This window comes from Herbaspirillum autotrophicum, from assembly GCF_001189915.1.
Lineage (GTDB): Bacteria > Pseudomonadota > Gammaproteobacteria > Burkholderiales > Burkholderiaceae_D > Herbaspirillum > Herbaspirillum autotrophicum.
In genome coordinates this window covers 39,041-60,642 of sequence record NZ_LFLS01000012.1, presented here as the reverse complement: position 1 = coordinate 60,642, position 21,602 = coordinate 39,041, and the positions used below count along the sequence as shown (strand labels likewise).

Sequence of the window (21,602 nt, the reverse complement as noted above, 5' to 3'; positions counted from 1 at the left end):
GGCTTGATGGCCATCGTTGATGATCTTATTTTGCAGGAGACTCAGGATATGAAACCCACGTTGATCTGGTGGCATCTGCTCACGCTGGTCGTGGCGTGCGGCGTGACATTGTCTGCGCAGGCACGCGATACCGCGCTCGACAAGATTCGTGATCGCGGTCAGTTGTCGGTATGTTATGGCGGGCTGGAATCTCCCGGCTTTGCCTTTCTGGACAAGTCGGGCAAGCCGGCGGGGCTGACCTGGGAGCTGATTGCCGATTTGCATCAGCGCTTCAATGCACTGTCCGGCAAGCAGTTGCAACTGAATCTGGTGCGCATCACGCCGGTCAATCGCCTGACGTTGGTCAAGCAGGGCCGTTGCGATTTTCTGGTCAGCTCACTGCTGGATACGCCGGCCCGGCGGCGCGAGATAGACTTTGTCGAACCGGGCTTCTACAGCGCCGCACCGGCCGTGTTTGCACCGAAGAGCACGCGCATCGAGAGCTGGGAAGATTTGCGCGGCAAAACCTTGTGCGCGCCGGCGTCGTCGGTCTGGGTGCGGCTGTATGAAGAACGCGGCTTGAAGTTCGCGGCGTTCTCGGGCTTGGCCGAAGTGCAGAAGGCGGTCACGGACGGGCGTTGCATCGGTTCGCTCGGTGACGACACCGGTTATTCGCTGGTCAAGGAAGACAGCAAGCACTGGGGCAACTTCGAGGTCAAGCTGATCGGCGAGGAACGGCTGCCATGGGGCGTGGCGCTGAAGCAGGGCGAGCCTGAACTCAAGCGCGTGCTGGCCGGCATCATTGAACAATGGCATCGGGATCGTTTCATCATCGCGCTGGAACAGAAATATCGCTTGCCATCCAACCCGTGGGCCAAACAGATGGCGGCCCGTTATGCGGTGAAGGTCGGCGCGCGATGAGCATGTCACTGGCAGGTGCCGAGATCCAAACCTGGATGATCGAGCATGGTCTGAACCTGACCATCCTGTGGGACCCGGCTGACGGCAAGCGCTTTCTGTTCGGTCTGGTGTTGACGCTGGTGCTGGCGCTGTTGAGCATTATCGTGTCGCTGCTGATCGGGGTCGCTGGCGCCGCGCTCAAGGGTTCCGAGTTCGCGCTCGGCCGGCGGGCGGTGAGTGGTTATGTCGAACTGTTTCGCAACACGCCGTTGCTGGCGCAGATGTACTTCTTTTTCTTCGGCATCGGCTCGCTGCTGCCGATGATCGTCAACGGCGAGGGCGATCCGGTGCGGATGGTCGGCAACTTCGAATGGGCCGTGATTGTGCTGGGTTTGCATGCGGGGGCGTTTCAGATCGAGGCCCTGCGCGGCAGCATTGATTCGGTGCCGGCGTCCACCATCGAAGCGGCACAGGCGCTCGGACTCAACCGCTTGCAAATATTTCGCCGGGTGATCTGGCCGCTGGCCTTGCGCAACAGTTTGCCGGCGCTCGGCAACAGCATTGCGCAAACCATCAAGGCCACCTCGGTGGCATTTGCCATTGCGGTGCCGGAACTGACCTATGCCTGCAACCGCATCTGGTCTGACAACTTCAATGTGCCGGTCATGATCCAGGTATTGCTGGTGACGTATCTGCTCATGATTGGCGCCGTCTCGTGGATCATGAAGCGGATCGAACAAGGTTTGCGTTTGCCGGGATTGCAGTCGCCATGAACAGCCATTTTTCATCGCTTCCGGTCGCAGTCCGGGCCGCTGCCGGCGCTGGCCGTTGGCGTCATCTTTGGCGGGCGCTGGCATGGAGCGTCGCGGCAGCCGTCATCGGCTGGACCTATCTTGCGTATACCGAGGTGATCGATATTCTGATCACGTGGACGCCAGGTCTGTTGCAGAGTTTTTCGCTCAATATCGTGATGGGCTGGGCCGCCATCATCCTGGCCACTGCCGGTGGCAGCGTGCTTGGCGTACTGCAATGTTCGCCGCAGCGCCGGCGTGCCACAACGGCACGCGGCATCACCTTGTTGTTGCGCAATTCACCGTGGCTGATTGCAGTGTTTTACGTCATGTATCTGGTGCCGTATGAAATTCGTGTCTTTGGTCGCTATTTCTTTTTGTCTGACTGGCTCAAGGCGTCCATCGGCATTGCGGTACCGGCGGCCGGTTACATGTCGGAGATCGTGCGCGGCGGCATCCGCTCGATTCCGCTGCAGCAATGGGAAGCCGCCAGCGCCCTCGGCCTCGACCGGCGCCAGATCCTGCGTCGGGTGATCCTGCCGCAGGCGCTGCGCAGCATGGTGCCGCCGTGGGTCAGCCTGTATTGCATCGTCACGCTGTCGACCTCGCTGGCCAATCTGCTCGGCGTGGAGGAGGTGATGACGACGACGGCATTGCGCCTGGCCGGCGAAACGCGTCCGGACCTGTTGCTGCCGGCGCATGCCTATACCTTTGTGCTGTTCTTTCTGTACATCTATCCGATTTCTCTGCTGTCGCGGCGTCTTGAAAAAAAATGGAGTGTGAAGCAATGAATCACCATCAGACGCCGAATGGCAGTCAGATCGTCATCCGCAATCTGGTCAAGGCGTATGGCGACAACATTGTGCTGGACGGCATTTCACTGGACGTCAAACGTTCCGAGATCGCTTGCCTGATCGGACCATCCGGTTCGGGCAAGTCGACACTGCTGCGGACCATCAATGGCCTGGCAACGGTCGACAGCGGCACCATCGATGTGTGTGGTATCCGGGTCACCGATCCGGGGCCGGATCTGCTGCGTCTGCGGCGGCAGGTGGGCATGATCTTCCAGAGCTACAACCTGTTTCCGCATCTGACGGTGCTCGACAACATCACGCTGGCGCCGCTCGAAGTACTCAAGGAAGCGCGCAGCCAGGTTGAGGAACGGGCCCGGTTTTTCCTCGACAAGGTGCGGCTGGCCGGCAAGGAAAAGGCATATCCGGGGGAGTTGTCCGGCGGCCAGCAGCAACGGGTGGCGATTGCCCGCAGCCTGGCGATGCAACCGGACGTGATGATGTTTGATGAGGTCACGGCCGCGCTCGATCCGGAAACCGTCAAGGAAGTATTGAGCACCATCAAGGATGTGGCAGCCAGCGGCGTGACGTGTCTGATCGTCACGCATGAAATGCGGTTTGCGCGCGAGATTGCCAGCGTGGTGCACTTTACTGATGGCGGCCGCATCGTCGAGTCGGGCGCGCCCGACAAAATATTCACGGCGCCTGATGACGCCCGAACCCGTACATTTCTCGAAAGGATTTTGTAATGACTGCCTCTGTAACAGAAGTCGCTGCCGGCAACCCGGCTGCATACGGTGTCGAGACCCGCCTCGGCCATCTGGGCCGCGATCCGGCCGCGCATGGCCGCACCGTCAACACACCGATTTACCGCGCTTCGACCTATGTCTGGCCGGACACCGCGACGCAGGAACAGGAGCGGCTGCTGGCGCAGGATCCGGCGTATCGCGGCACGATGTATGGGCGTGGCGGCAATCCCACCACGATCGCCTTCGAAGATGCGGTGGCTGAACTGGAAGGCGGTTTTCGCGGACTGATCATGCCATCCGGGCTGGCCGCCATCGTCGGTGCGGTACTGAGCGTGGCGAAGGCGGGCGAGCATATTCTGGTGACCGACAATGTCTACCCGAGCGCGCGCAATGTCTTCACTAATGTGTTGTCGCGTTATGGCATCGAGACCAGCTTTTTTGACCCGCTGGATACCGACGGCATTGCGGTCCGCATTCAGCGCAACACACGGGCGCTGTATCTGGAAGCGCCGGGTTCGGATACGTTCGAGGTGCAGGATGTGCCGCGCATTGCCGAGATTGCCCATGCGCATGGCGCGCTGGTGTTGTTTGACAATACCTGGGCCACGCCGTACTTTTTCAAGCCCTTCGAACATGGCGTGGATATTTCCCTGCACGCGGCGACCAAATATCTGGTGGGCCATTCGGATGCCATGCTGGGCCTGATCGTGGCACGCAAGGAAATTTATCCCGACGTGCGCTCCACCGTGCGTGGCCTGGGCTACATTGCCGGCCCGGATGATGCCTACCTGGCGTTGCGCGGGCTGCGTACGCTGGGCGTGCGGCTGGACCGTCACGAAAGTTCGGCAATTGAAGTGGCCGAATGGCTGTTGCGCCATCCCGGCGTGCTGGGGGTGCGGCATCCGGCCTTCGCCCATCATCCGGGTCACGCCACATGGCAGCGCGACTTCAGCGGCTCATCCGGATTATTTTCATTCGAACTGCCAGCCGTGCCAAAACCGGTGCTCAATGTGTTCCTGGATCATCTGCAACTGTTTTCCATGGGCGCCAGCTGGGGCGGCTTCGAAAGTCTGGTCAAGCTGCCGCATGCCACCCGGACCTTTCAACCGCTTGATCCGGCACGCCAGATCATCCGTCTGCACGTGGGATTGGAAACGGTGTCCGACCTGATTGCCGATCTCGATTATGCGCTGGGCGCATTTGCCCATGCGCAAAAGAAGATTGCCTGAAGCGGGCCGGTCAGGGGCGCTGCCATGCTGTTGAAATTGCAGCTGCCAATCAACACTTACCTCGCGGCAATCTGAAAAACGGGTGAATTTTCACCAGTTTTTCAGCGTAAAGCGCTGAAATTCCCGGGGTATGTCTGGCATGAATTGTGCGTAGTTTTGAGCTTCACTTGCCTACGTACATGGTTTGTCATGACCTCAGTTCACGCCCCCGTTTTTTCAGATGAGATTTTTGCGCGCCGGCCTGCGACCAGAGCTGACCGCTCGCCTCACTTGACGGTGATTGAACGCATTGGTGCCGTCATCTTGCCTGCCGCAGCGACCGCCAAGGCTGACAAGGCACAACTCAACGTGCCGCGCCGCACGCTCGATTTTCTGCTGTTGGGTTTGCTGTCGTTGCTGATCCACGCACTGCTGCTCAAGGGCGGTTTGCTGCCGCAGGCAGCGGTGGACGAGCTGGTGCAGCCACCCAAGATTCCGCAAATGACGGTCGAGTTGAGCCGGCCGGCACCGGCGCCACCAGCGGCACCGGCACCGCCGCAAGTACAGAAACCCGCGCCGCCGAAGCCACAACCGCAGCCGCGCGCTGCGCCGGCGCCGACCGCTGCGGCGGCGACGCCGGCACCGGCCGCGCCGCAAGAGGCTGCACCGGCAGCGGCTGCTGCGCCCGCCGCGGCGCCATCGCCTGCGCCATCTCGTACACCCGTCAGCGAAGCCCCCGTCACGCCACCGATGGGGCGTGCCGGTTATCTCAGCAATCCCGCGCCCAAATATCCGGAACTGGCAGTGCGACGCGGCTGGTCCGGCGAAGTGTTGTTGCGGGTGCATGTGCTGGCCAGCGGCCGTCCCGATCAGGTCGGGGTGGAACGCAGCAGCGGCCGCAAGGCGCTGGATGATGCCGCCGTCGCTACCGTGAACAACTGGGTATTTGCGCCAGCCAGGCGCGGCAATGTGGCGATTGACGGCTGGGTGACGGTACCAATCGAATTCAAGCTGGACGAGTGAGCCGGCAGCAGTCACCGCTATCTCTCTGACATGATTTTTAAAAGGTAAAGTAATGACTCAACTGTTCACATCCGCAACCGGCGTCGCCCCGCCGCGCGCGCTGCCGTTGCGGATCAACGATGGCGGGTATGCCGGCAGGATCCGGCTTCCGGAGCTTGCCAGCGGCCGCTGAGCGCCGGCGGATGGCGCGCGGCGCCGATGCTGCAACTTCATTTCATTCAATTGTTTCTGGTTCATTATGTCTATCCATGTCGTACGTTGGGGGCGCACGCGCAATCACCTGCTCGCGTTGTCGCCGCTGTTTGTGTTGCTGGCGGTATTGTTCGTCTGGCCGCTGGTGATGCTGGTAGTGGGGGCATTCCGCACTTCTTCACCGGGTAATCCCGGCAGCTGGACCACGCAGGCGGTCTTTACCACCTTCAACAGCCCGGGAATTTTCACCGCCATCGGCAATTCCTTTGTGCTGGCGCTGACGGCTACCTTTGCCGCCACCATCATCGCCGCCGCCTTCGCCTTCATTTCAGAACGCACCGATGCCCCGCTGCGGCGTTGGATCACACCGATGATGGTGCTGATGTTTGCCACCCCGACCTTGTTCTATGCGGTCGGTTACGGCTTGCTGGCCAACCAGTATTCAGGTTTGCTGAACAAATTGATCCAGGTGGTGTTTTCCACGACGGCGGCACCGATCAATATCGAGTCATGGGAGGGCTTGATCGGCGTCATGATCTTCAGGAAGACGGCGATTTCCTATCTGTTTCTGATCGGTCCGTTCCGCGCCTTGAATGGCATGCATGAAGATGCCTCGCTGATTTCCGGTGCCAGTCCGCTGGCCACCTTCTTTCGCATCGACCTGCCGATCCTGGCGCCGGCGCTGACCGGTGTCGTGCTGCTGGGCATCGTGTCCGGGCTGCATGCCTTCGAACTGCCGCTGATCATCGGGTCGCCGGCCAAGATCGAAGTCATCTCGACCCAGATATTTGAATTTCTGACCAGTTATTCGCCGCCCGATTATTCGCGCGCCAGCTTCTTGTCGGTGGCGCTGGTGATTGTGGTGGTGCTGCTGTATCTGATTCAAGTGCGGTTGTTGGGACGGCGCAATTACACCACGGTCAGCGGCAAGGCATCCGCCACACGGCGCTTCAAGATCCGCGGCTGGCTGCGTTACGTGATCGGCGCGCTGATCGGTTCCTATCTGCTGATCGCCGAAGTATTACCCATCATCTCGCTGTTCTTTTCGTCGTTGCAGCCTTATCCCGGGGTGTATACCAATTTCACGCTGCTCAATTATCTGCGCGCGCTCAAACGGCCGGCGGTGATCGAAGCCATTGTTACCACCGTAACGCTGGCGGTGGTGGTCGGCGGCAGCGCCATGGCCATTGCGCTGGCGGTGGCGCAGGTGAGCCGCTTCGTCAGTCGTACCACAGCGGCCGTGTTGCGCTTTGCGACCCTGATCCCGCTCGCATTGCCCGGTCTGGTGACAGCGCTGGCGGTGGTCTGGGCTTATGTCAGCGTGCCCGGCCTGCGCGAACTCTACGGCACCATCTGGCTGATGGTGGTGGCGATGGTGGTGGTGGTCATGCCGTTGGCGATGCAGCAGGCCCATGCTGCCAGCGCCCAGATCGCACCGGAACTGCTGGAGGCGGCGCGCATTGCCGGCGCCTCCGCCGGCCGCACGCTGTTCGACATCGTTGGCCGGCTGATCGCGCCCAGTTTCTTTGCCGGCTGGTATATCGCTGGCGTGGTTATCGTCGGCAATCTGGATGTGCCGCTGCTGCTGGGCGCGCCCGGGCTGAGCACAATTGCCGCCGAAGTTTACAACCTGAATTCGCTGGGCCGGTTTTCGGAAGCCTCGGCCTTGCTGGTGATTCTGATGCTGACGATGGGCGCTATCGGTACCCTTGGCGTGTTGCTGGCCTGGGCCGTGCGCAAATGGCGGCAGGCACCGAAAGTCGCGGTGCAGGTGACGCCGCCATTGCCGACGGTGGCCATCGCGCGTACCGGGCATGTGGAGCATGTGGATATAGAGCGTTTCTTGAGAGGATGGGCAGTATGAGCGAGGTATCGCTGCAGGGGATCAGCAAGACTTTTGGCGGCGCATTGGCGATTGATGCGCTGGATCTGCATATCAATGATGGTGAATTCTTCGTCCTGCTGGGACCGAGCGGTTGCGGCAAGACGACGACCTTGCGCTGCATTGCCGGCCTCGAAGAGCCGGACGCCGGACGCATCACCATCGGCAATGACATCGTGGTGCATCCGGAGCAGCGCGTGTTTGTGCCGCCCAACAAGCGCGATATCGGCATGGTATTCCAGAGTTATGCCTTGTGGCCGCACATGAGTGTGTACGGCAACGTCGGCTATCCGCTCAAGATGCGCGGCCGCAAGCAACGTCCGCAGGAAGTGGAAGAAGCGCTGGCGCTGGTCGGCCTTACCGGTTACGGCGACCGCTATGCGTCAGCCTTGTCCGGCGGCCAGCAACAGCGGGTGGCATTGGCGCGCGCCATTGTGGCGCAACCGCAATTGCTGTTGTTCGATGAGCCGCTATCCAATCTCGACGCCCAACTGCGCCATCGGCTGCGCTACGACCTGCGGCGCATTCATCTGGAAAAAGGGCATACCGCCGTGTATGTTACGCATGACCAATCCGAGGCGCTGGCGCTGGCGGACCGGGTAGCCGTGATGCAGCATGGCAAGGTGGAGCAGATCGGTTCACCGGACAATATCTTTCTGTCGCCGGCGACGCGCTTTGTGGCCGAGTTTGTCGGTTTCGACAATATCTTGCCGGCCCGGGTACTGGCGACCGACGGCAATACTTTGTCGGTACTGCCAGACGGCTGGCGGCAACGGCTGCAGGCCGGCGCGGAGCTGCATATCGAAGCCGGGCAACGGGCGGAGGTGGCGATCCGCAGTTCCAGTATCCGCGTGCAACCGGCGCCGCAAGCAGCGCCGCAGGTGACGGTGGTGGAAGCCAGGCTGCAACAGGTGACCTATCTCGGTGATCGCTATCAATGCAGCATCGCCATCGACAATACTCTGGTGAACGCCATCATGACGCTGGAGGATTGGGGGCGAGGTACCGATCACGACCGCAGCCTGATCGGCAGCACCGTATATGCCGCGATCCCGGCACGCGACATCGTGTTGTTGCCAGAGAAAGAGTGAGCCGACGTCATGAACAATACCAGCAGAAAAATTCTCCCCGGCTTGCTGGCCGGCATGTGCATGTTGCTGGCCGGTTGCGACGCCGGACCATCATCACCATCGGCAGCGACGGGCGGTGCAGTTGACGGTATCGAGCAGCGTCTGACCGGCACCCCGGAAGACAAGGCAGCGTTGCGTCAGCTATACCAGCAGACGCTGCAATCCGGCGAAACGGAAGCGGTGATTTACATCTCGTCGGTTGCCGAGGAAGTGCAGCCGTTGGCAGATGCCTTCGCCCGTGCCTTTCCCGGTGTACGCGCCAACTTTCAGCGCCTGATGGGCGACAAACTGCGGGCGCGGCTGGATGGCGAATTTCGCAGCGGCAAGCGAGCCGGCGATATCGTGATTGGCGGCAGCATCGCGCAGACACTGTCGAGCATGCCGCAGGACCGCTGGGAGACCTTCCAGCCGCCGACCGCGACGACATTGGAGGCGCGCTATCGCGATGCCAACGGTTATTACCATATCGTCTACCAGAAAGGTTTTGCGATTGCGTACAACCCGTCATTGATCGCCAAAGAAGAGGTGCCGCGCAGTATCAAACAAGTGCTCGATCCGCGCTGGAAAGGCCGTTACGGCCATATCAATTTTGGTGCCACGCTGGCCGGCGATGCGGCATTGATGCGTCTGTACCGCAGCGGTGAACTGACAGCGGCAGAGTTGAAAGACTTTATCGGCGGTGCCGGTGCGCCGGTGCCGCCGTCGTCGGAACTGGTGCCATGGGTGGCGCAGGGACGCCTGATTTTTACCGTCTGGATCAATGCCGCGGCGGTATTGCCGCAACAAGCCCAAGGCGCGAATGTGGCGCTGTCGTTCTCGCCGGGGCTGGACATTCTGGTCGATACCGGCATCGGCATTTTGCGCGATCCGCCGCATCCGCACGCTGCCAAACTGGTGACGGCATGGATGTTCACGCCGCAAGCGCAACAGATTCTGGCTGACCTGAATTTCTACGGCGTGATGCCGGGTGCACCCAAGGCCAGGGATCTGCCGCCGCGCGATCAATACCTGAACAAGGATTTCGTGGAAGACCAGAAGGCGCTGGATCAGTTGCAACAATTCCGCCGCAATGAGCTGGCAGAGATACTCAAAAAATCCTGATTACCGCAGATTTCGCATTTCACTATTCAACATTTGGAAAAAATATCATGGCAAGGAATGAAAAACTCAAACTCGGCTTGTTTCTGTTCGCGCACGGACATCACGTCGGTGGCTGGCGCCATCCCAAGGCGGACCCGAGCACGGCGATGGATTTCAGCAAATACATCAACTGGGTGCAGACCGCCGAGCGCGCGCTGTTTGATACCGTGTTCCTGGCGGATACACCGGCGATGATGGGCTACAAGGGCGCCAATACCCAGGAACGTCCTTACAGCGGTTACTTCGATCCGGTGACGCTGCTGTCGGCATTGTCTACCGCTACCAGTCATATCGGACTGATCGCCACGGCCACCACTACCTATGACGAGCCATATCATATTGCGCGCCGTTTTGCCTCGCTCGATCATCTGAGCGGCGGCCGTGCCGGCTGGAATCTGGTGACTTCGTGGGTCGAAGCGGCATCACTCAATTTCGGCCGGGGTGCGCATCCGGACCACGTCATCCGTTATGAACGCGCACTGGAATTCTTCAAGGTAGTGACCGGCTTGTGGGACACCTGGGAAGATGATCCGACCTATCTCGATGCGCAGGGCCGGGTGTGCCTTGATTTCAAGAAAGTGCATCCGCTCAATCACACCGGCAAGCATTTTTCGGTACAGGGGCCATTGAACGTGCCGCGGCCGCCGCAAGGTCATCCGGTGGTGGTACAGGCCGGCGCCTCCGACAGCGGGCGGGACGTCGCCGCGCAAAGTGCCGATGTGGTGTTCGTTGCCTATCCGACCTTTGAAGAAGCGCGCGATTTTTATCAGGATATCAAGCAGCGCGTTGCGCGCCATGGCCGCAATCCGGACCATGTCAAGATCATGCCGGGCGTGTCGCCGATCATCGGCAGAACGCAGGAGGAGGCCGAGCAACTGCTGGCGCAACTGCAGAATGAAGTGCCGGTGCATGAAGCGGTGCAAGCCTTGTCTACCCGCATCGATTTCGACTTGTCGTTGTATCCGGTCGATGGACCCTTGCCGGAAATTCCGGAAACCAATGGCGGCAAGAGCCGGCAAAAATTGTTGGTGGAAATGGCCAAACGCGACAATCTGAATATTCGTCAACTGGCGCAGCGGGTGGCAACCTCGCGCGGATTTTTCAGCATCGTCGGCACGCCGGAGAAAATTGCCGACGAACTGGAGTATCTGTTCGTCAATTACGCCGCCGATGGTTTCAACATCATGCCGCCGTACATGTCGGACGGCCTCGATGATTTTGTCAATCTGGTGGTGCCGATCCTGCAGCAGCGTGGCCTGTTCCGTACCGGCTACGAAGGCCAGACGCTGCGCGAGAATCTCGGTTTGCCACGGCCGCCGGACCGCGCCGCGCAGCTTGATGTGCAGCAGGCAGCGTGAGCGGGGAACAGCACATGACGACTACCATCATTGAACCGCAAGCCCCGGCGACAGCGGCGGCCACGTCGCAGCTGCCGGACATTGCTGTGCTGATGCGCTATCAGGACAGCTTTGCGCGGGCGCTGGCCACGCGCTACCAGATTCATTATCTGTTGCCGGGCGAGCAGTTGGAGCGGTTGCCGGCGGCAGTCCGGCAAGCGATACGCGCCGTCGTCACGGTCGGCGGGCGCGGCTTGAATCCGTTCAGCGCAGACGACTTTCCGGCGCTGGAACTGATTGCCGTGACCGGTGCCGGCTACGAGCAGGTGGATGTGGCGGCCGCACGCGAGCGCGGCATCGAAGTCAGCTACGGGCCGGGCACCAATGCTGCTTGCGTCGCCGATCATGCGCTGGCCTTGTTGCTGGCCGCAGCGCGCGGCGTGGTGCGTGCCGGCATCGACGCTGCCAGTGGCATCGCCCGGCCGCAGCAACTGGCGCAATTGACCGGGAAAAAAGTCGGCATCATCGGCCTCGGTCATATCGGCAAGGACATCGCCCGGCGTCTGCAGGGCTTCGATGCGGAAATTTTTTATCATGGCCGGCGGCCGCAGGCCGACAGTGCTTATCACTTTGTCAGCGACGTCACGGCGTTGGCGCACGCGGTTGATTTTCTCGTCGTCTCGTGCCCCGGCGGCAGCGCCACGCGGCATCTGGTCAATGCCGGGGTATTGCAGGCATTGGGGCCGGACGGCATTCTGGTCAATGTCGCGCGCGGCAGCGTGGTGGATACCACGGCATTGGCTGCTGCCTTGCGCAGCAATACCATCGCCGGTGCCGCGCTGGACGTGATCGAAGGCGAGCCGCATGTCGATCCCGCGCTGCGCGCCTTGCCGAATCTGATCCTGACGCCGCACGTTGCGGCGCAATCGCCGGAAACGCAGGCGGCGGTACTGGCGTTGTTGTCCGCTAATCTGGAATCCTTCTTTGCCGGTAACGGCGTGTTGACGCCGGCACCGGTAGCGCTGGGCTGATCTGGCAGGGGTTGCTGCGTTTTCACCGGCGGCTTGCGATACCGCCGCTTTTCTGGTCAGCGGCTGTTCTGTTTGCAGCAGCTTGCAGCAGAATAAAATTCTCGCAACGGCTTGGCGTGGATCACAGCAGAAGCACGCAACGCCAGTGCCGGCAAGGCGCCGTCAGCAATGGCGGCGTCTTTTTTCATGTCAGTTCAAAGCTGGTTCGGTATTTGCTAAGTAGTCCGCAATGACATCGGCAATCACAGGCGCAACAGCTGGTATGCCGTACCTCGCAAATCAGATCAACTTACAGAAAGAGCATATGAACGACATCGCCAGCAACGCCATTGGCATCCAGCCCCTGATTGACAGCGCGTGGTTATCGCGCCATCAGGACAGCAAGGAAATCAGCATCATCGCCATCCAGCACAAACATCCGGAAGCAGAACAACCGGCATTCAAGATCGGCGGCGCGCATGCATTTCACTGGAAAGAATTGTTGTGGGACGACTATCAGCGCCAGTTTGCCAGTGCCGAAGTATTGCGTCTCAGGCTGGCGGCGGCCGGGATTGATGTTGACAGCCACCTGGTGTTTTACGGCGAGCCGACCCAGTTTGGCTTCTATGCGCGCTGGGCCTTCCTGCGCGCCGGCCTGCAACGCGTCAGCGTGCTCAACGGCGGCTTGCGCGCGTGGCGGGCTGACGATTTTCCGGTAGTCGAACTGGCTGCGTTGCAGACGGTGATCGCTGCGCCGCTGCACGGTGATCCGCATCCGGAAGATGCCGGCAATGAACAACGGATACGGATCGGGCGCGATGAAATCAGGCAGCGTCTCAACGACAGCACGCTGCGCATTCTCGATATTCGTACCACGGAAGAATACGACGGCAAACGCGTCAGTCCGGAAGGTGGTGCCAATAACGGCGCCGAGCGCGGCGGTCATATTCCGGGGGCGACGTTATTTGCGTTTGCCGATCTGCTGGATCAGGACGGCCGTCTGCGTCCGCTGGCCGAACTGCAAGCCAAAGCAGCCGCGGCGCGGCTCGATCCGACACAGGAAACGGTGGTGTATTGCCGTTTGAGTCACCGTTCGACGCTGGCCTTTTTTGTCTTGACCGAGCTGCTGGGATTTTCTCATGTGCGCGTCTATGACGGTTCGTGGACGGAGTGGGGCAGTCTGGTCGGTGCTCCTATCGCGCGTTGAACCGGGGACAAGGAAATCACATGAGCGATCAATTGCAATCTGCACCTGCCCCTCACGATGCGCAATTCCAACGCATCGAAGTCATCCCGTCAGCGGGATTGATTGGCGCCGATATCCGCATTCCCGATGTGCGCTTGCTGGATGCTGCGACGGCTCAGGAGTTGCGCCAGGCGTGGCTGAAGTATGAAGTGATTCGTATCCGTGGCCAGCAACTGAACGAGGATGAGCAAATCACGTTTGGCCGCTGGTTCGGCGAATTCCAGATTTCGAATCCGTTGCCGAGTCCGGTGACGCGTGCCGATTTGCCCGGCATCGGACGTCCCGGCGAAGTGACGCAGGCGCCGCGCGCCGCGCTGTATCCGCAATTCACCTATGTCTCCAATGTCATCGAACAGGGTCTGGCGCTCGGCGGTCTCGGTGACGGCGAGCTGGTGTGGCACAGCGACATGTCCTCATTCGAGGCACCGCCCAGCGCCACTATCTTGTATGCGATCGAGGTGCCGCCGACTGGCGGTCGTACTTTCTTCGCCAGCGCCGTCAGGGCCACCGCCGAATTGCCGGCGTCCAAACTGGAACAGTTGGCGGCGCTGGCGCTGAAACACGACAAGATCATCGATGCTGCCGGCTATCTGCGGCCCGGTGCGCAAGCCGTGCAAGACGTCAGCATCTCGCCCGGTCACCTGCATCCGCTGCTGATCCGGCATCCGGAAACCGGACATCCGGCGCTGTATCTGGGGCGTCGTCCCTACGCCTGGCTGAGCGGCCTGGCTGTTATGCAATCAGAGGCGTTGCTGGATGAACTGTGGGCCCATGTGACGCAGGAAAAATTCCAGTGGGTACAGCAATGGCAGGCCGGCGACATCCTGATCTGGGATAACCGCAGCCTGTTGCATCGACGTGAAGCCTTTGCCAGTACCGACCGTCGTTTGCTGCGCCGGCTGGTGATCCGCGGCGAAGCCGTTATCCCTTACCAGCAGACGGACCACGCCGCCGTCGCGGCCTGACGCACTTGCCGCCGATTTGCTTGCTGAGATCTCAATAATTACCGTTGTTTCACCTTTTCCAGAGGATAAGACATGAGCCTGACTACTGAAAAACAAACACCATACGCCACCACTCCAGCCAGCCTGACCGAAGCGTATTACACCATTTGCCCGGTGTTGGTGGCATCCAATATCGCGACCGAATTCGGTTGGCTGGATGAAGAGTTCAAGCGTGTCGGCGCCAAGCCGACTTATCTGCGCTCGCTGGCCGACAATGCCGGCTGGTTGCCGCATTACCGGCATTCGCTCAATCCGCTGTTCCGTGACGGCGGAGCGATTCCTACGATTTGGGCCAAGGCCGATCTGACCGATACCAAGCTGGTCGGTTTGACCAATACGCAATCGGGCGGGCAAATCCTGGTGCGTGCCGATTCCGGCATCTATCGTGTAGCCGACCTGCGCGGGCGCCGCATCGGTCTGTCGAAAACACCGAATACCGAACGCATCGACTTTTCGCGTGCGGCCTCGGACTATGGTATCCATCTGTCGCTGAAACTGGCGGGGCTGTCCGAGCAAGAGGTGGAGATTGTCGATCTGTTGCAGCCGGGCGACGCCCCGCAACTGAAACCTGCCGTCCGTCCGCACGAGTTGTGGAGCCAGATCAAGGCCATCGGCAAGCAGCATGAAGACCCGGAAGTAGCGGCCTTGCGCAGCGGCAGCGTCGACGCCATCTACAGTTCGCTGGGGCGCTCTCTGGCACTGGTTGAAACCGGGCAGTTCAAGGTGATTGAAGATTTGTCCGCGCATGCCGACTGGACCTTGCAGATTGCCAACGGCCCGTACACCAATGCAGTCAATACCGATTTTGCCGAAGCCCATCCGGAAGTGGTGATTGCCTTTTTGCGTGCATCGATCCGCGCCGGTCGCTGGATCAATGCCAATCGCCAGGCCGCTGCCGAGATTTTCCCGCGCGTGACGTTCTTGCCGAATGCCAAAGTAGCGGCGCGGGCGATTGCCCAGCATGATTTTGTGCCGGCACTGTCAGCGAAGAATCTGAAAGGAATCGAGATCAAGAAGAATTTCCTGCGCGAGCGTGGCTATGTCACCAACGATTTCAATGTGCAGCAGTGGGCGGATGACAGTTATCTGAACGAGGCCCTGCAATCGCTGAAGGAATGATGCGTAAATCGTATACCGCAAGTCATTGGGGAATTTACGAGGTAGAGCATGATGGTGTGCAGCCGGTGTTGAAGGGATGGCAGCAGGATGCCGCGCCTTCTGCGATTGGCTTGCACATGCTTGAAGCCAGCCAGCACCCGTTGCGCATCGGCCGTCCTGCTGTGCGTCAAAGCTGGCTGCAACAGGGGCCGGGCAGCAATCCCCACTTGCGTGGCCGGGAACCGTTTGTCGAAGTTACATGGGAAGAAGCGATAGCGCTGGTCGGTGATGAACTCGGCCGCGTGATCGGGACCCATGGCAATCAAGCCATTTTTGGCGGTTCTGCCGGCTGGTCCAGCGCCGGCCGGTTTCACCATGCACAGAGTCAGTTGCACCGTTTCCTGAACGGTATCGGCGGTTATGTGCGCAGTGTCGACTCCTATAGCAATGCGGCAGCCACGGTATTGCTGCCGCATGTGATTGCATCGATGCCCTGGCTGACCGCACATCACACGACCTGGGATGTGTTGGCCGCGCATACCGAACTGTTCGTCAGCTTCGGCGGCGTGCCGCTGAAAAATTCGCAGATCACCAATGGCAGCGCCGGCCGCCATCGGACGGCTGCGGCCCTTACGCACATGCGCGAGCGCGGCGTGGCGTTCGTCAACATCAGTCCGACCCGGGATGACCTGGAAACCGGTGCTGAGGTCGACTGGTTTGCCGTGCGGCCCAATACCGATACGGCACTGATGCTGGCCTTGTGTCATACGTTGATTGCCAATCAGTGGCACGCCGCCGGTTTTGTTGCTTCGCATTGCAGCGGTTTTGACGAATTCCGCCGCTATCTGTTTGGTCTGGACGATGGCATTGTCAAAGATGCCTGTTGGGCGGCGCCGATCTGCCAGATCGAAGCAGCGCGCACGGTGACGCTGGCGCGCCGCATGGCGACGTCACGCACCATGGTCAATATTTCGTGGTCGTTGCAGCGCGCCCGGCATGGCGAACAACCGTTCTGGGCCCTGATTGCGCTGGCCGCCTTGTTGGGCCAGATCGGCTTGCCGGGCGGTGGCTTCGGGCTCGGCTACGGTGCCATGAATGCCATCGGCAATGCCGATATCCGCTTTGCCGGGCCGACGCTGGCGCAAGGCAAGAATGCGGTCAGTGATTTCATTCCGGTAGCGCGCTTGACCGACATGCTGCTGCATCCGGGCAAAGAGTTTCGCTATAACGGCGGTCACTATCGCTATCCGCATATCAGGCTGGTGTACTGGTGCGGCGGCAATCCGTTTCATCATCAGCAAGACCTGAATCGCTTGCGCCGCGCCTGGCAACGGCCGCAGAGCGTCATCGTGCATGAGCAGTTCTGGAATCCGCAGGCGCGCATGGCGGATGTGGTGTTGCCGGTCACCACCACGCTGGAGCGGGATGATATTGCCTTTGCTGCCCGCGAACGCCATCTGGTGGCGATGCGCCAGGTACTGCCGGCGTATGCCGATGCGCTTGATGACCATGCCATCTTTGCCCGTCTGGCCGGGTATATGGGGCATGAAGCGGCCTTTACTGAAGGCAGGAGCAGCGAGCAATGGCTGCGCCATCTGTATCAGCAGGCACAGGCGAATGCGGCCAGCGCCGCGATCGCATTGCCGGATTTCGATCAGTTTCGTGCGCAGGGCGTGGTGGATTTTGATTACGAGGATAAAGGGATTGTCATGCTGGCCGATTTTCGGCGCGACCCGCAGCAATACCCGCTGCCGACGCCGAGCGGCCGGATTGAACTGTACTCGCAGGTGATTGCCGGCTTCGGGCTGGCCGACTGTCCGCCGCATCCGGCCTGGTTGCCGCCGGAAGAATGGCAGGGCGCCAGTCTGGCGCAGGACTATCCTTTGCATCTGATTTCAGATCAGCCAGCCAACAAGTTGCATAGCCAGCTCGATCATTCGCGCTGGAGCCGCGCCGCCAAACGGCACGGGCGCGAGCCGCTGCATCTGCACCCCGACGACGCTGGCCGCCGCGCAATCGGCGACGGTGATGCGGTGCGGGTGTTCAATCGGCGCGGTGCCTGTATTGCGATTGCGCAGTTGAATGCGGCAATGGCGCCGGGTGTGGTGCGGCTGTCGACCGGTGCCTGGCTCGATCCCTGGTATGACGGCGAGCCGACGCTCGACAAGCATGGCAATCCCAATATGCTCACCAGCGACCGCCCGACCTCGGCGCTGGCACAGGGCTGTGCCGCCCAATCCTGTCTGGTTGACATCGTACGCTGGGAAGGCCCGTTGCCGGCCGTGAGCGCTTTCGATCTGCCCGACTTTGTGGCACGCGCAGTGGCGTGCTGATGATAGATTTGAGAAATAGAAAATGTCCCAATTCCACGTATTCAAACGCGCACCCGGTTCACCGCTGTTGCCGGCAAGCGCCTTTCGTTTCATCGCTCACTTTTTTGCCAATTTCAAATGGTGGTATCTGGGCATGATGTTGCTGGAATCATTGAACGCCGCCTGCGGCATTTTGATTCCCTACGCCGTCAGCCTGATCATCAAGGGCGTGACGGTATTGCAGAGCGGCGTTGACTGGCGCACCGCGTTGCACTTTCCATTGCTGCTATTCATCGCCTTCAGTTGCGGCGAGGTCTTGTTCGGCCGCATGGCGGGGGCGATCCAGATCCGGGTCGGGCCGCGCCAGCGCCAGAATGTGACGCGGCTGGTGTATCACTATCTGCAACATCATTCACATCGTTATCTCAGCAATAACTTTGCCGGCGCGCTGGCGCACCGCATCAGCGAAATGGCAATGGGCGTGTCGCAGGTGATGTGGGCCATCATCACCGAATTCCTGCCGATGACCATCGTGTTTTCAGTGTCGGTGGCCCTGCTGATGCGGGTCAATGTGCTGTTGGGCGGCTTCGTCGCCTGCTGGGCGGTGTTCTTTGTCAGCGCCTCTTATTGGCTGGCTACCCGCTGTCAGCCGCATGCGCTGAATGCAGCCAGTGCGCGTAGTGAAACTACCGGCAAGATCGTCGATGCCATCGCCAATTTCGAGAGCGTGCGCCTGTTCGCCAGACTGGGATTCGAGCGCAGCTATCTGGAACATTATCTGCGGCGTGAAATGGCCGCCATCCGCCGTTCGCTCAATTACGCTGAATGCGTGCGCTGGTTTCAGTTCAGCGCGGCGGCGGTGTTGAAGGTGGGTACCCTGCTGTATGCGCTGATGCTGTGGGAGCAAGGCCAGATCGGGGTCGCCGATTTCGTGATGGCGGTCAGCCTGTCGTTGCTGATCATCAATGAAGCGCGCAACCTGAGCCGGCGCTTTCTGGAGTTTTTCGAATACGTCGGCAATGTCGCCAACGGCGTGCACACCATCGTGCAACCGCACGAACTGATCGACGAAAGTCATGCCCGCGTGGAACAGATCGGCAACGGAGCGATTGAATTCCACAATCTGGACTTCTCTTATGGCAACGGCAAGCAATTGTTTCATGGTCTCAATGTCACCATTCCGCCTGGCCAGCATGTTGGCCTGGTTGGTACCTCGGGTTCGGGAAAATCGACGTTCGTCAAATTGCTGTTGCGCACGATTGAACCGCAGGGCGGGAAAATCTGTATCGATGGCATCGATATTTCCGATCTGACGCAAGATGCCTTGCATTCGCAGTTGGGCCTGATACCGCAGGATCCGACCTTGTTTCACCGCTCGCTGCTGGAGAATATCCGTTACGGCAAGATCGATGCTTCGGATGAAGAAGTCGAAGCCGCCGCGCGCAAGGCGCATGCCCATGATTTCATTGCCGCCATGCCGGAAGCGTATGGTTCCATGGTCGGCGAGCGTGGCGTCAAGCTGTCGGGCGGTCAGCGCCAGCGCATTGCGATTGCGCGTGTGCTGTTGAAGGATGCGCCGATCCTGATTCTGGACGAGGCCACTTCCAGTCTGGATTCGATCACCGAGCAAACCATCCAGGATACGCTGCAGGACGTGATGCATCAGAAGACGGTGATCGTGGTTGCCCACCGCTTGTCGACGATTGCGCACATGGACCGCATTCTGGTGTTCAGCGACGGCGAAATTGTTGAGGACGGCAGCCACGCCGATCTGCTGCAAAGGGAGGGCATGTATGCCCGCTTGTGGAGCATGCAGGCGGGAGGATTTGCGGAAGAAGTATCATCATGACCATGACGGCGGTGTGCCGCTGTCATGGTCATGCCAGTACGCCGGCAGCTTAAACCAACAAACCGGGCGACTAGCGTCGGGCGCCGCTGGTGGCGATTTTGTAAGCGTCAAAATCTTCCAGCAGCTTGATCAGGCGCGCATCTTCCGGCTGATTGCCGTTCAGATACGCGGACAACGGCGGAAATCCTTGCGGCAACGGTGCGTCCGGCATGGTGCCGTAGAAATTCAGGTCCGCCAGGATTTTCTGCGCCTGCGGTGTGAACAGCCAGGATTTGGCCAGTTTGGCGGCGTGTGGATGGGGTGCGCCTTTGAGCAACGCCACGCCGGTATTCAGGTGGACGCCGAGCTTGGGCAGGAAGGCGATGTCAAGATTGGCGCCTTGCACTTGCTGGCCGACGATGGCAGCGGCACCTGACCAGACCGTAAACAGCAGCCGTCCTTGCGCCACTGCCGGGATCAGTTCCGACGTCGGCGGCCCATGCAAGCCATTGTTGCTGATCGCGCGCAATTGCGCTGCGCTCAGTTCGCCATGCTGTTGCGATAGTGCCAGCACCAGATCGCCGGGGCCGAATCGGGCCAGCGAAGGAAAGCCGAAACGATCCTTCCATTTGGGATCGACCAGCTCGGCAACGCTGGCCGGCAATTCGCTCTTCTTGATCAGGGTCGGGTTGTACGCGACTGCAAATCCCTTTTTGAACGGCGCATGGAAGTAATTGCCGGGGCCATAATATTGCTTGTCCAACGCCCCCAGCGTGTCCGGGGTATAGCTTTCCAGGCGCTGGCTGGCAGTCAGCGTGCTGAGGTCGGTCAGGCCGCCGAATACCAGATCGGCGGCGCGGCGGCCGCTGTGGAATTCGGCATCGATGCGGATATGCAGCTTGTCGCCCATCATCCGTTGCAGATTGAGCCGGATACCGGGAAAGCGGCGGCCAAAGGCATCCATCAAGGGCTGCAACTCTTCCGGTACCGAGCCGATATAGGCGACAGCTTCAATCTCGCCGGCCTGGCGTGCCGACTGATACAGGTGGTCGAGGGCGGCCCGGTCCGCAGCATTTTCGCTCAGGTCGCTGGTGCCGGACGCGGCCGGCGGCGTGTTGTCGGATGTGGGGGAGCATGCATTCAGCAGCAGAAAAAGTGTCAGGGAAAGCAGGCGCAACAAGGAATTCATCATGGATTTTTGCAACAGGTAAAAACGATACAAGACCCGCATGCCTTGATGGCATGCGGGTCCTGCGCTCGGTGAATCAACGAATCAGATCTGATAGAGGAAATACATCAGGCGTAATACTTTTGTTTGCCCAGTTGTACTGCTTCGTAGGCACCGGCCGGCAATTCCCTGGCGCCGCCCAGTTGTTCTGCGAGGAAGGTGAAATACGACGCTTCTTCCAGGAACACCAGCTGGCGTGCTACCCCGATTACGGTGTCGCCCCAGACAAACGGTCCATGGTTTGCCAGCAGCGTGGCATAGGCGTTGGGGTGCTTTTGCAGCACCTCGACTACCGGTTCCGTCGCGTAGCGTGCGCCCCATGCGGCCAGCGGCACATCGTCGGTGCCATTGCCCAGCAGCGTGGCATATCGTACCGGCAGCGAGCGGCCGGCGATGGACCATGCGGTCAGGTAGGGCGAGTGGGTGTGCACCACGGCATTGATCGCAGGACGTTCGCGCAAAATCGCGATGTGCAATGCGGCGACTTCTTTCAGGCTGGCAGTCAAGGTGCCGCCATGGCTGTTGAGCTCAAAATCGACCACGGCAGCAACGCCGTTCTTCGGACCGTTGAAGGCGGCAATCACAATCTTGTCTTCGCCCGGCACGCGCAGGCTCAGGTTGCCGGCCTCAGTCACCGACAAGGTCTTGCTGTCGCGCAGCAGTTGATGTGCCTCGGCAAAGTCTTGCTCGAATTTTTGCACGAATTGCAGGATGTCGATTTTGACTTCTTCAGTGGTGGCAATGTTGCTCATGG

The 21,602-nt window shown here is 60.3% G+C and carries 18 protein-coding genes; 16 read left to right on the top strand and 2 right to left on the bottom strand.

Annotated features, from left to right (window positions below):
- Positions 1–48 precede the first annotated feature (48 nt).
- The 16 genes from AKL27_RS11320 to AKL27_RS11240 all read left to right on the top strand — a co-directional run bounded on the left by AKL27_RS11320 (position 49) and on the right by AKL27_RS11240 (position 19,641).
- Entirely contained in the window at positions 49–900 is an 852-nt protein-coding gene (locus AKL27_RS11320) for a transporter substrate-binding domain-containing protein (protein ID WP_050462932.1), read from the top strand.
- Positions 897–1,652 (top strand): amino acid ABC transporter permease, encoded by a 756-nt coding sequence (locus AKL27_RS11315; protein ID WP_050462931.1) that lies wholly within the window; start codon positions 897–899, stop codon positions 1,650–1,652. Before AKL27_RS11320 ends, AKL27_RS11315 begins: the two co-directional genes overlap by 4 nt.
- Positions 1,649–2,461 (top strand): amino acid ABC transporter permease, encoded by an 813-nt coding sequence (locus AKL27_RS11310; RefSeq protein WP_050462930.1) that lies wholly within the window; start codon positions 1,649–1,651, stop codon positions 2,459–2,461. The genes AKL27_RS11315 and AKL27_RS11310 overlap by 4 nt, the downstream gene beginning before the upstream one ends.
- Positions 2,458–3,210 (top strand): amino acid ABC transporter ATP-binding protein, encoded by a 753-nt coding sequence (locus AKL27_RS11305; protein WP_050462929.1) that lies wholly within the window; start codon positions 2,458–2,460, stop codon positions 3,208–3,210. Before AKL27_RS11310 ends, AKL27_RS11305 begins: the two co-directional genes overlap by 4 nt.
- Positions 3,210–4,439, top strand: a complete 1,230-nt coding sequence (gene metC / locus AKL27_RS11300) for a cystathionine beta-lyase (RefSeq protein ID WP_050462928.1) — start codon at positions 3,210–3,212, stop codon at positions 4,437–4,439. The genes AKL27_RS11305 and metC overlap by 1 nt, the downstream gene beginning before the upstream one ends.
- Before the next feature lie 276 nt (positions 4,440–4,715).
- Positions 4,716–5,441 carry an energy transducer TonB gene (locus AKL27_RS11295; RefSeq protein WP_232310970.1) on the top strand — a complete coding sequence of 242 codons (726 nt, stop codon included), beginning with the start codon at positions 4,716–4,718 and terminating at the stop codon, positions 5,439–5,441.
- Positions 5,442–5,679: 238 nt separating this feature from the next.
- A complete protein-coding gene (locus AKL27_RS11285) occupies positions 5,680–7,497 on the top strand; it encodes an ABC transporter permease (RefSeq protein WP_050462925.1) in 1,818 nt (605 codons plus the stop codon).
- Positions 7,494–8,606 carry an ABC transporter ATP-binding protein gene (locus tag AKL27_RS11280; protein ID WP_157056894.1) on the top strand — a complete coding sequence of 371 codons (1,113 nt, stop codon included), beginning with the start codon at positions 7,494–7,496 and terminating at the stop codon, positions 8,604–8,606. The genes AKL27_RS11285 and AKL27_RS11280 overlap by 4 nt, the downstream gene beginning before the upstream one ends.
- A gap of 9 nt (positions 8,607–8,615) precedes the next feature.
- A complete protein-coding gene (locus tag AKL27_RS11275; RefSeq protein ID WP_050462923.1) occupies positions 8,616–9,746 on the top strand; it encodes an ABC transporter substrate-binding protein in 1,131 nt (376 codons plus the stop codon).
- 47 nt (positions 9,747–9,793) lie between these two features.
- Entirely contained in the window at positions 9,794–11,143 is a 1,350-nt protein-coding gene (locus tag AKL27_RS11270; RefSeq protein ID WP_050462922.1) for an LLM class flavin-dependent oxidoreductase, read from the top strand.
- 14 nt (positions 11,144–11,157) lie between these two features.
- Positions 11,158–12,153 (top strand): 2-hydroxyacid dehydrogenase, encoded by a 996-nt coding sequence (locus tag AKL27_RS11265; protein WP_157056893.1) that lies wholly within the window; start codon positions 11,158–11,160, stop codon positions 12,151–12,153.
- Positions 12,154–12,457: 304 nt separating this feature from the next.
- Entirely contained in the window at positions 12,458–13,339 is an 882-nt protein-coding gene (locus AKL27_RS11260) for a sulfurtransferase (RefSeq protein ID WP_198155946.1), read from the top strand.
- A gap of 20 nt (positions 13,340–13,359) precedes the next feature.
- A complete protein-coding gene (locus tag AKL27_RS11255; protein WP_050462920.1) occupies positions 13,360–14,343 on the top strand; it encodes a TauD/TfdA dioxygenase family protein in 984 nt (327 codons plus the stop codon).
- A 72-nt stretch (positions 14,344–14,415) separates the two neighbouring features.
- On the top strand, positions 14,416–15,501 hold the full coding sequence (locus tag AKL27_RS11250; protein WP_050462919.1) for an ABC transporter substrate-binding protein: 1,086 nt from the start codon (positions 14,416–14,418) through the stop codon (positions 15,499–15,501).
- Positions 15,498–17,813: a molybdopterin-dependent oxidoreductase gene (locus tag AKL27_RS11245; protein ID WP_198155945.1), complete on the top strand. Its 2,316-nt coding sequence runs from the start codon at positions 15,498–15,500 to the stop codon at positions 17,811–17,813. The genes AKL27_RS11250 and AKL27_RS11245 overlap by 4 nt, the downstream gene beginning before the upstream one ends.
- Positions 17,814–17,835: 22 nt before the next feature.
- Complete coding sequence (locus AKL27_RS11240; RefSeq protein ID WP_050462918.1) at positions 17,836–19,641, top strand: ABC transporter ATP-binding protein; 1,806 nt, start codon at positions 17,836–17,838, stop codon at positions 19,639–19,641.
- Positions 19,642–19,711: 70 nt separating this feature from the next.
- On the opposite strand, the gene AKL27_RS11235 is transcribed toward AKL27_RS11240, so the two are convergent.
- Together AKL27_RS11235 and AKL27_RS11230 are read right to left on the bottom strand one after the other, a co-directional pair.
- Entirely contained in the window at positions 19,712–20,812 is a 1,101-nt protein-coding gene (locus AKL27_RS11235) for an ABC transporter substrate-binding protein (RefSeq protein WP_198155944.1), read from the bottom strand.
- Positions 20,813–20,916: 104 nt separating this feature from the next.
- Complete coding sequence (locus AKL27_RS11230) at positions 20,917–21,600, bottom strand: class II aldolase/adducin family protein (RefSeq protein WP_050462916.1); 684 nt, start codon at positions 21,598–21,600, stop codon at positions 20,917–20,919.
- Between the last annotated feature and the right edge of the window lie 2 nt (positions 21,601–21,602).

Excerpts from the sequence above, each read along its gene's own strand:
- AKL27_RS11320 (WP_050462932.1), top strand. The coding sequence starts at position 49 with ATGAAACCCACGTTGATCTGGTGGCATCTGCTCACGCTGGTCGTGGCG.
- AKL27_RS11315 (WP_050462931.1), top strand. The coding sequence starts at position 897 with ATGAGCATGTCACTGGCAGGTGCCGAGATCCAAACCTGGATGATCGAG.
- AKL27_RS11310 (WP_050462930.1), top strand. The coding sequence starts at position 1,649 with ATGAACAGCCATTTTTCATCGCTTCCGGTCGCAGTCCGGGCCGCTGCC.
- AKL27_RS11305 (WP_050462929.1), top strand. The coding sequence starts at position 2,458 with ATGAATCACCATCAGACGCCGAATGGCAGTCAGATCGTCATCCGCAAT.
- metC (WP_050462928.1), top strand. The coding sequence starts at position 3,210 with ATGACTGCCTCTGTAACAGAAGTCGCTGCCGGCAACCCGGCTGCATAC.
- AKL27_RS11285 (WP_050462925.1), top strand. The coding sequence starts at position 5,680 with ATGTCTATCCATGTCGTACGTTGGGGGCGCACGCGCAATCACCTGCTC.
- AKL27_RS11280 (WP_157056894.1), top strand. The coding sequence starts at position 7,494 with ATGAGCGAGGTATCGCTGCAGGGGATCAGCAAGACTTTTGGCGGCGCA.
- AKL27_RS11275 (WP_050462923.1), top strand. The coding sequence starts at position 8,616 with ATGAACAATACCAGCAGAAAAATTCTCCCCGGCTTGCTGGCCGGCATG.
- AKL27_RS11270 (WP_050462922.1), top strand. The coding sequence starts at position 9,794 with ATGGCAAGGAATGAAAAACTCAAACTCGGCTTGTTTCTGTTCGCGCAC.
- AKL27_RS11265 (WP_157056893.1), top strand. The coding sequence starts at position 11,158 with ATGACGACTACCATCATTGAACCGCAAGCCCCGGCGACAGCGGCGGCC.
- AKL27_RS11260 (WP_198155946.1), top strand. The coding sequence starts at position 12,458 with ATGAACGACATCGCCAGCAACGCCATTGGCATCCAGCCCCTGATTGAC.
- AKL27_RS11255 (WP_050462920.1), top strand. The coding sequence starts at position 13,360 with ATGAGCGATCAATTGCAATCTGCACCTGCCCCTCACGATGCGCAATTC.
- AKL27_RS11250 (WP_050462919.1), top strand. The coding sequence starts at position 14,416 with ATGAGCCTGACTACTGAAAAACAAACACCATACGCCACCACTCCAGCC.
- AKL27_RS11245 (WP_198155945.1), top strand. The coding sequence starts at position 15,498 with ATGATGCGTAAATCGTATACCGCAAGTCATTGGGGAATTTACGAGGTA.
- AKL27_RS11240 (WP_050462918.1), top strand. The coding sequence starts at position 17,836 with ATGTCCCAATTCCACGTATTCAAACGCGCACCCGGTTCACCGCTGTTG.
- AKL27_RS11235 (WP_198155944.1), bottom strand. The coding sequence starts at position 20,812 with ATGATGAATTCCTTGTTGCGCCTGCTTTCCCTGACACTTTTTCTGCTG.
- AKL27_RS11230 (WP_050462916.1), bottom strand. The coding sequence starts at position 21,600 with ATGAGCAACATTGCCACCACTGAAGAAGTCAAAATCGACATCCTGCAA.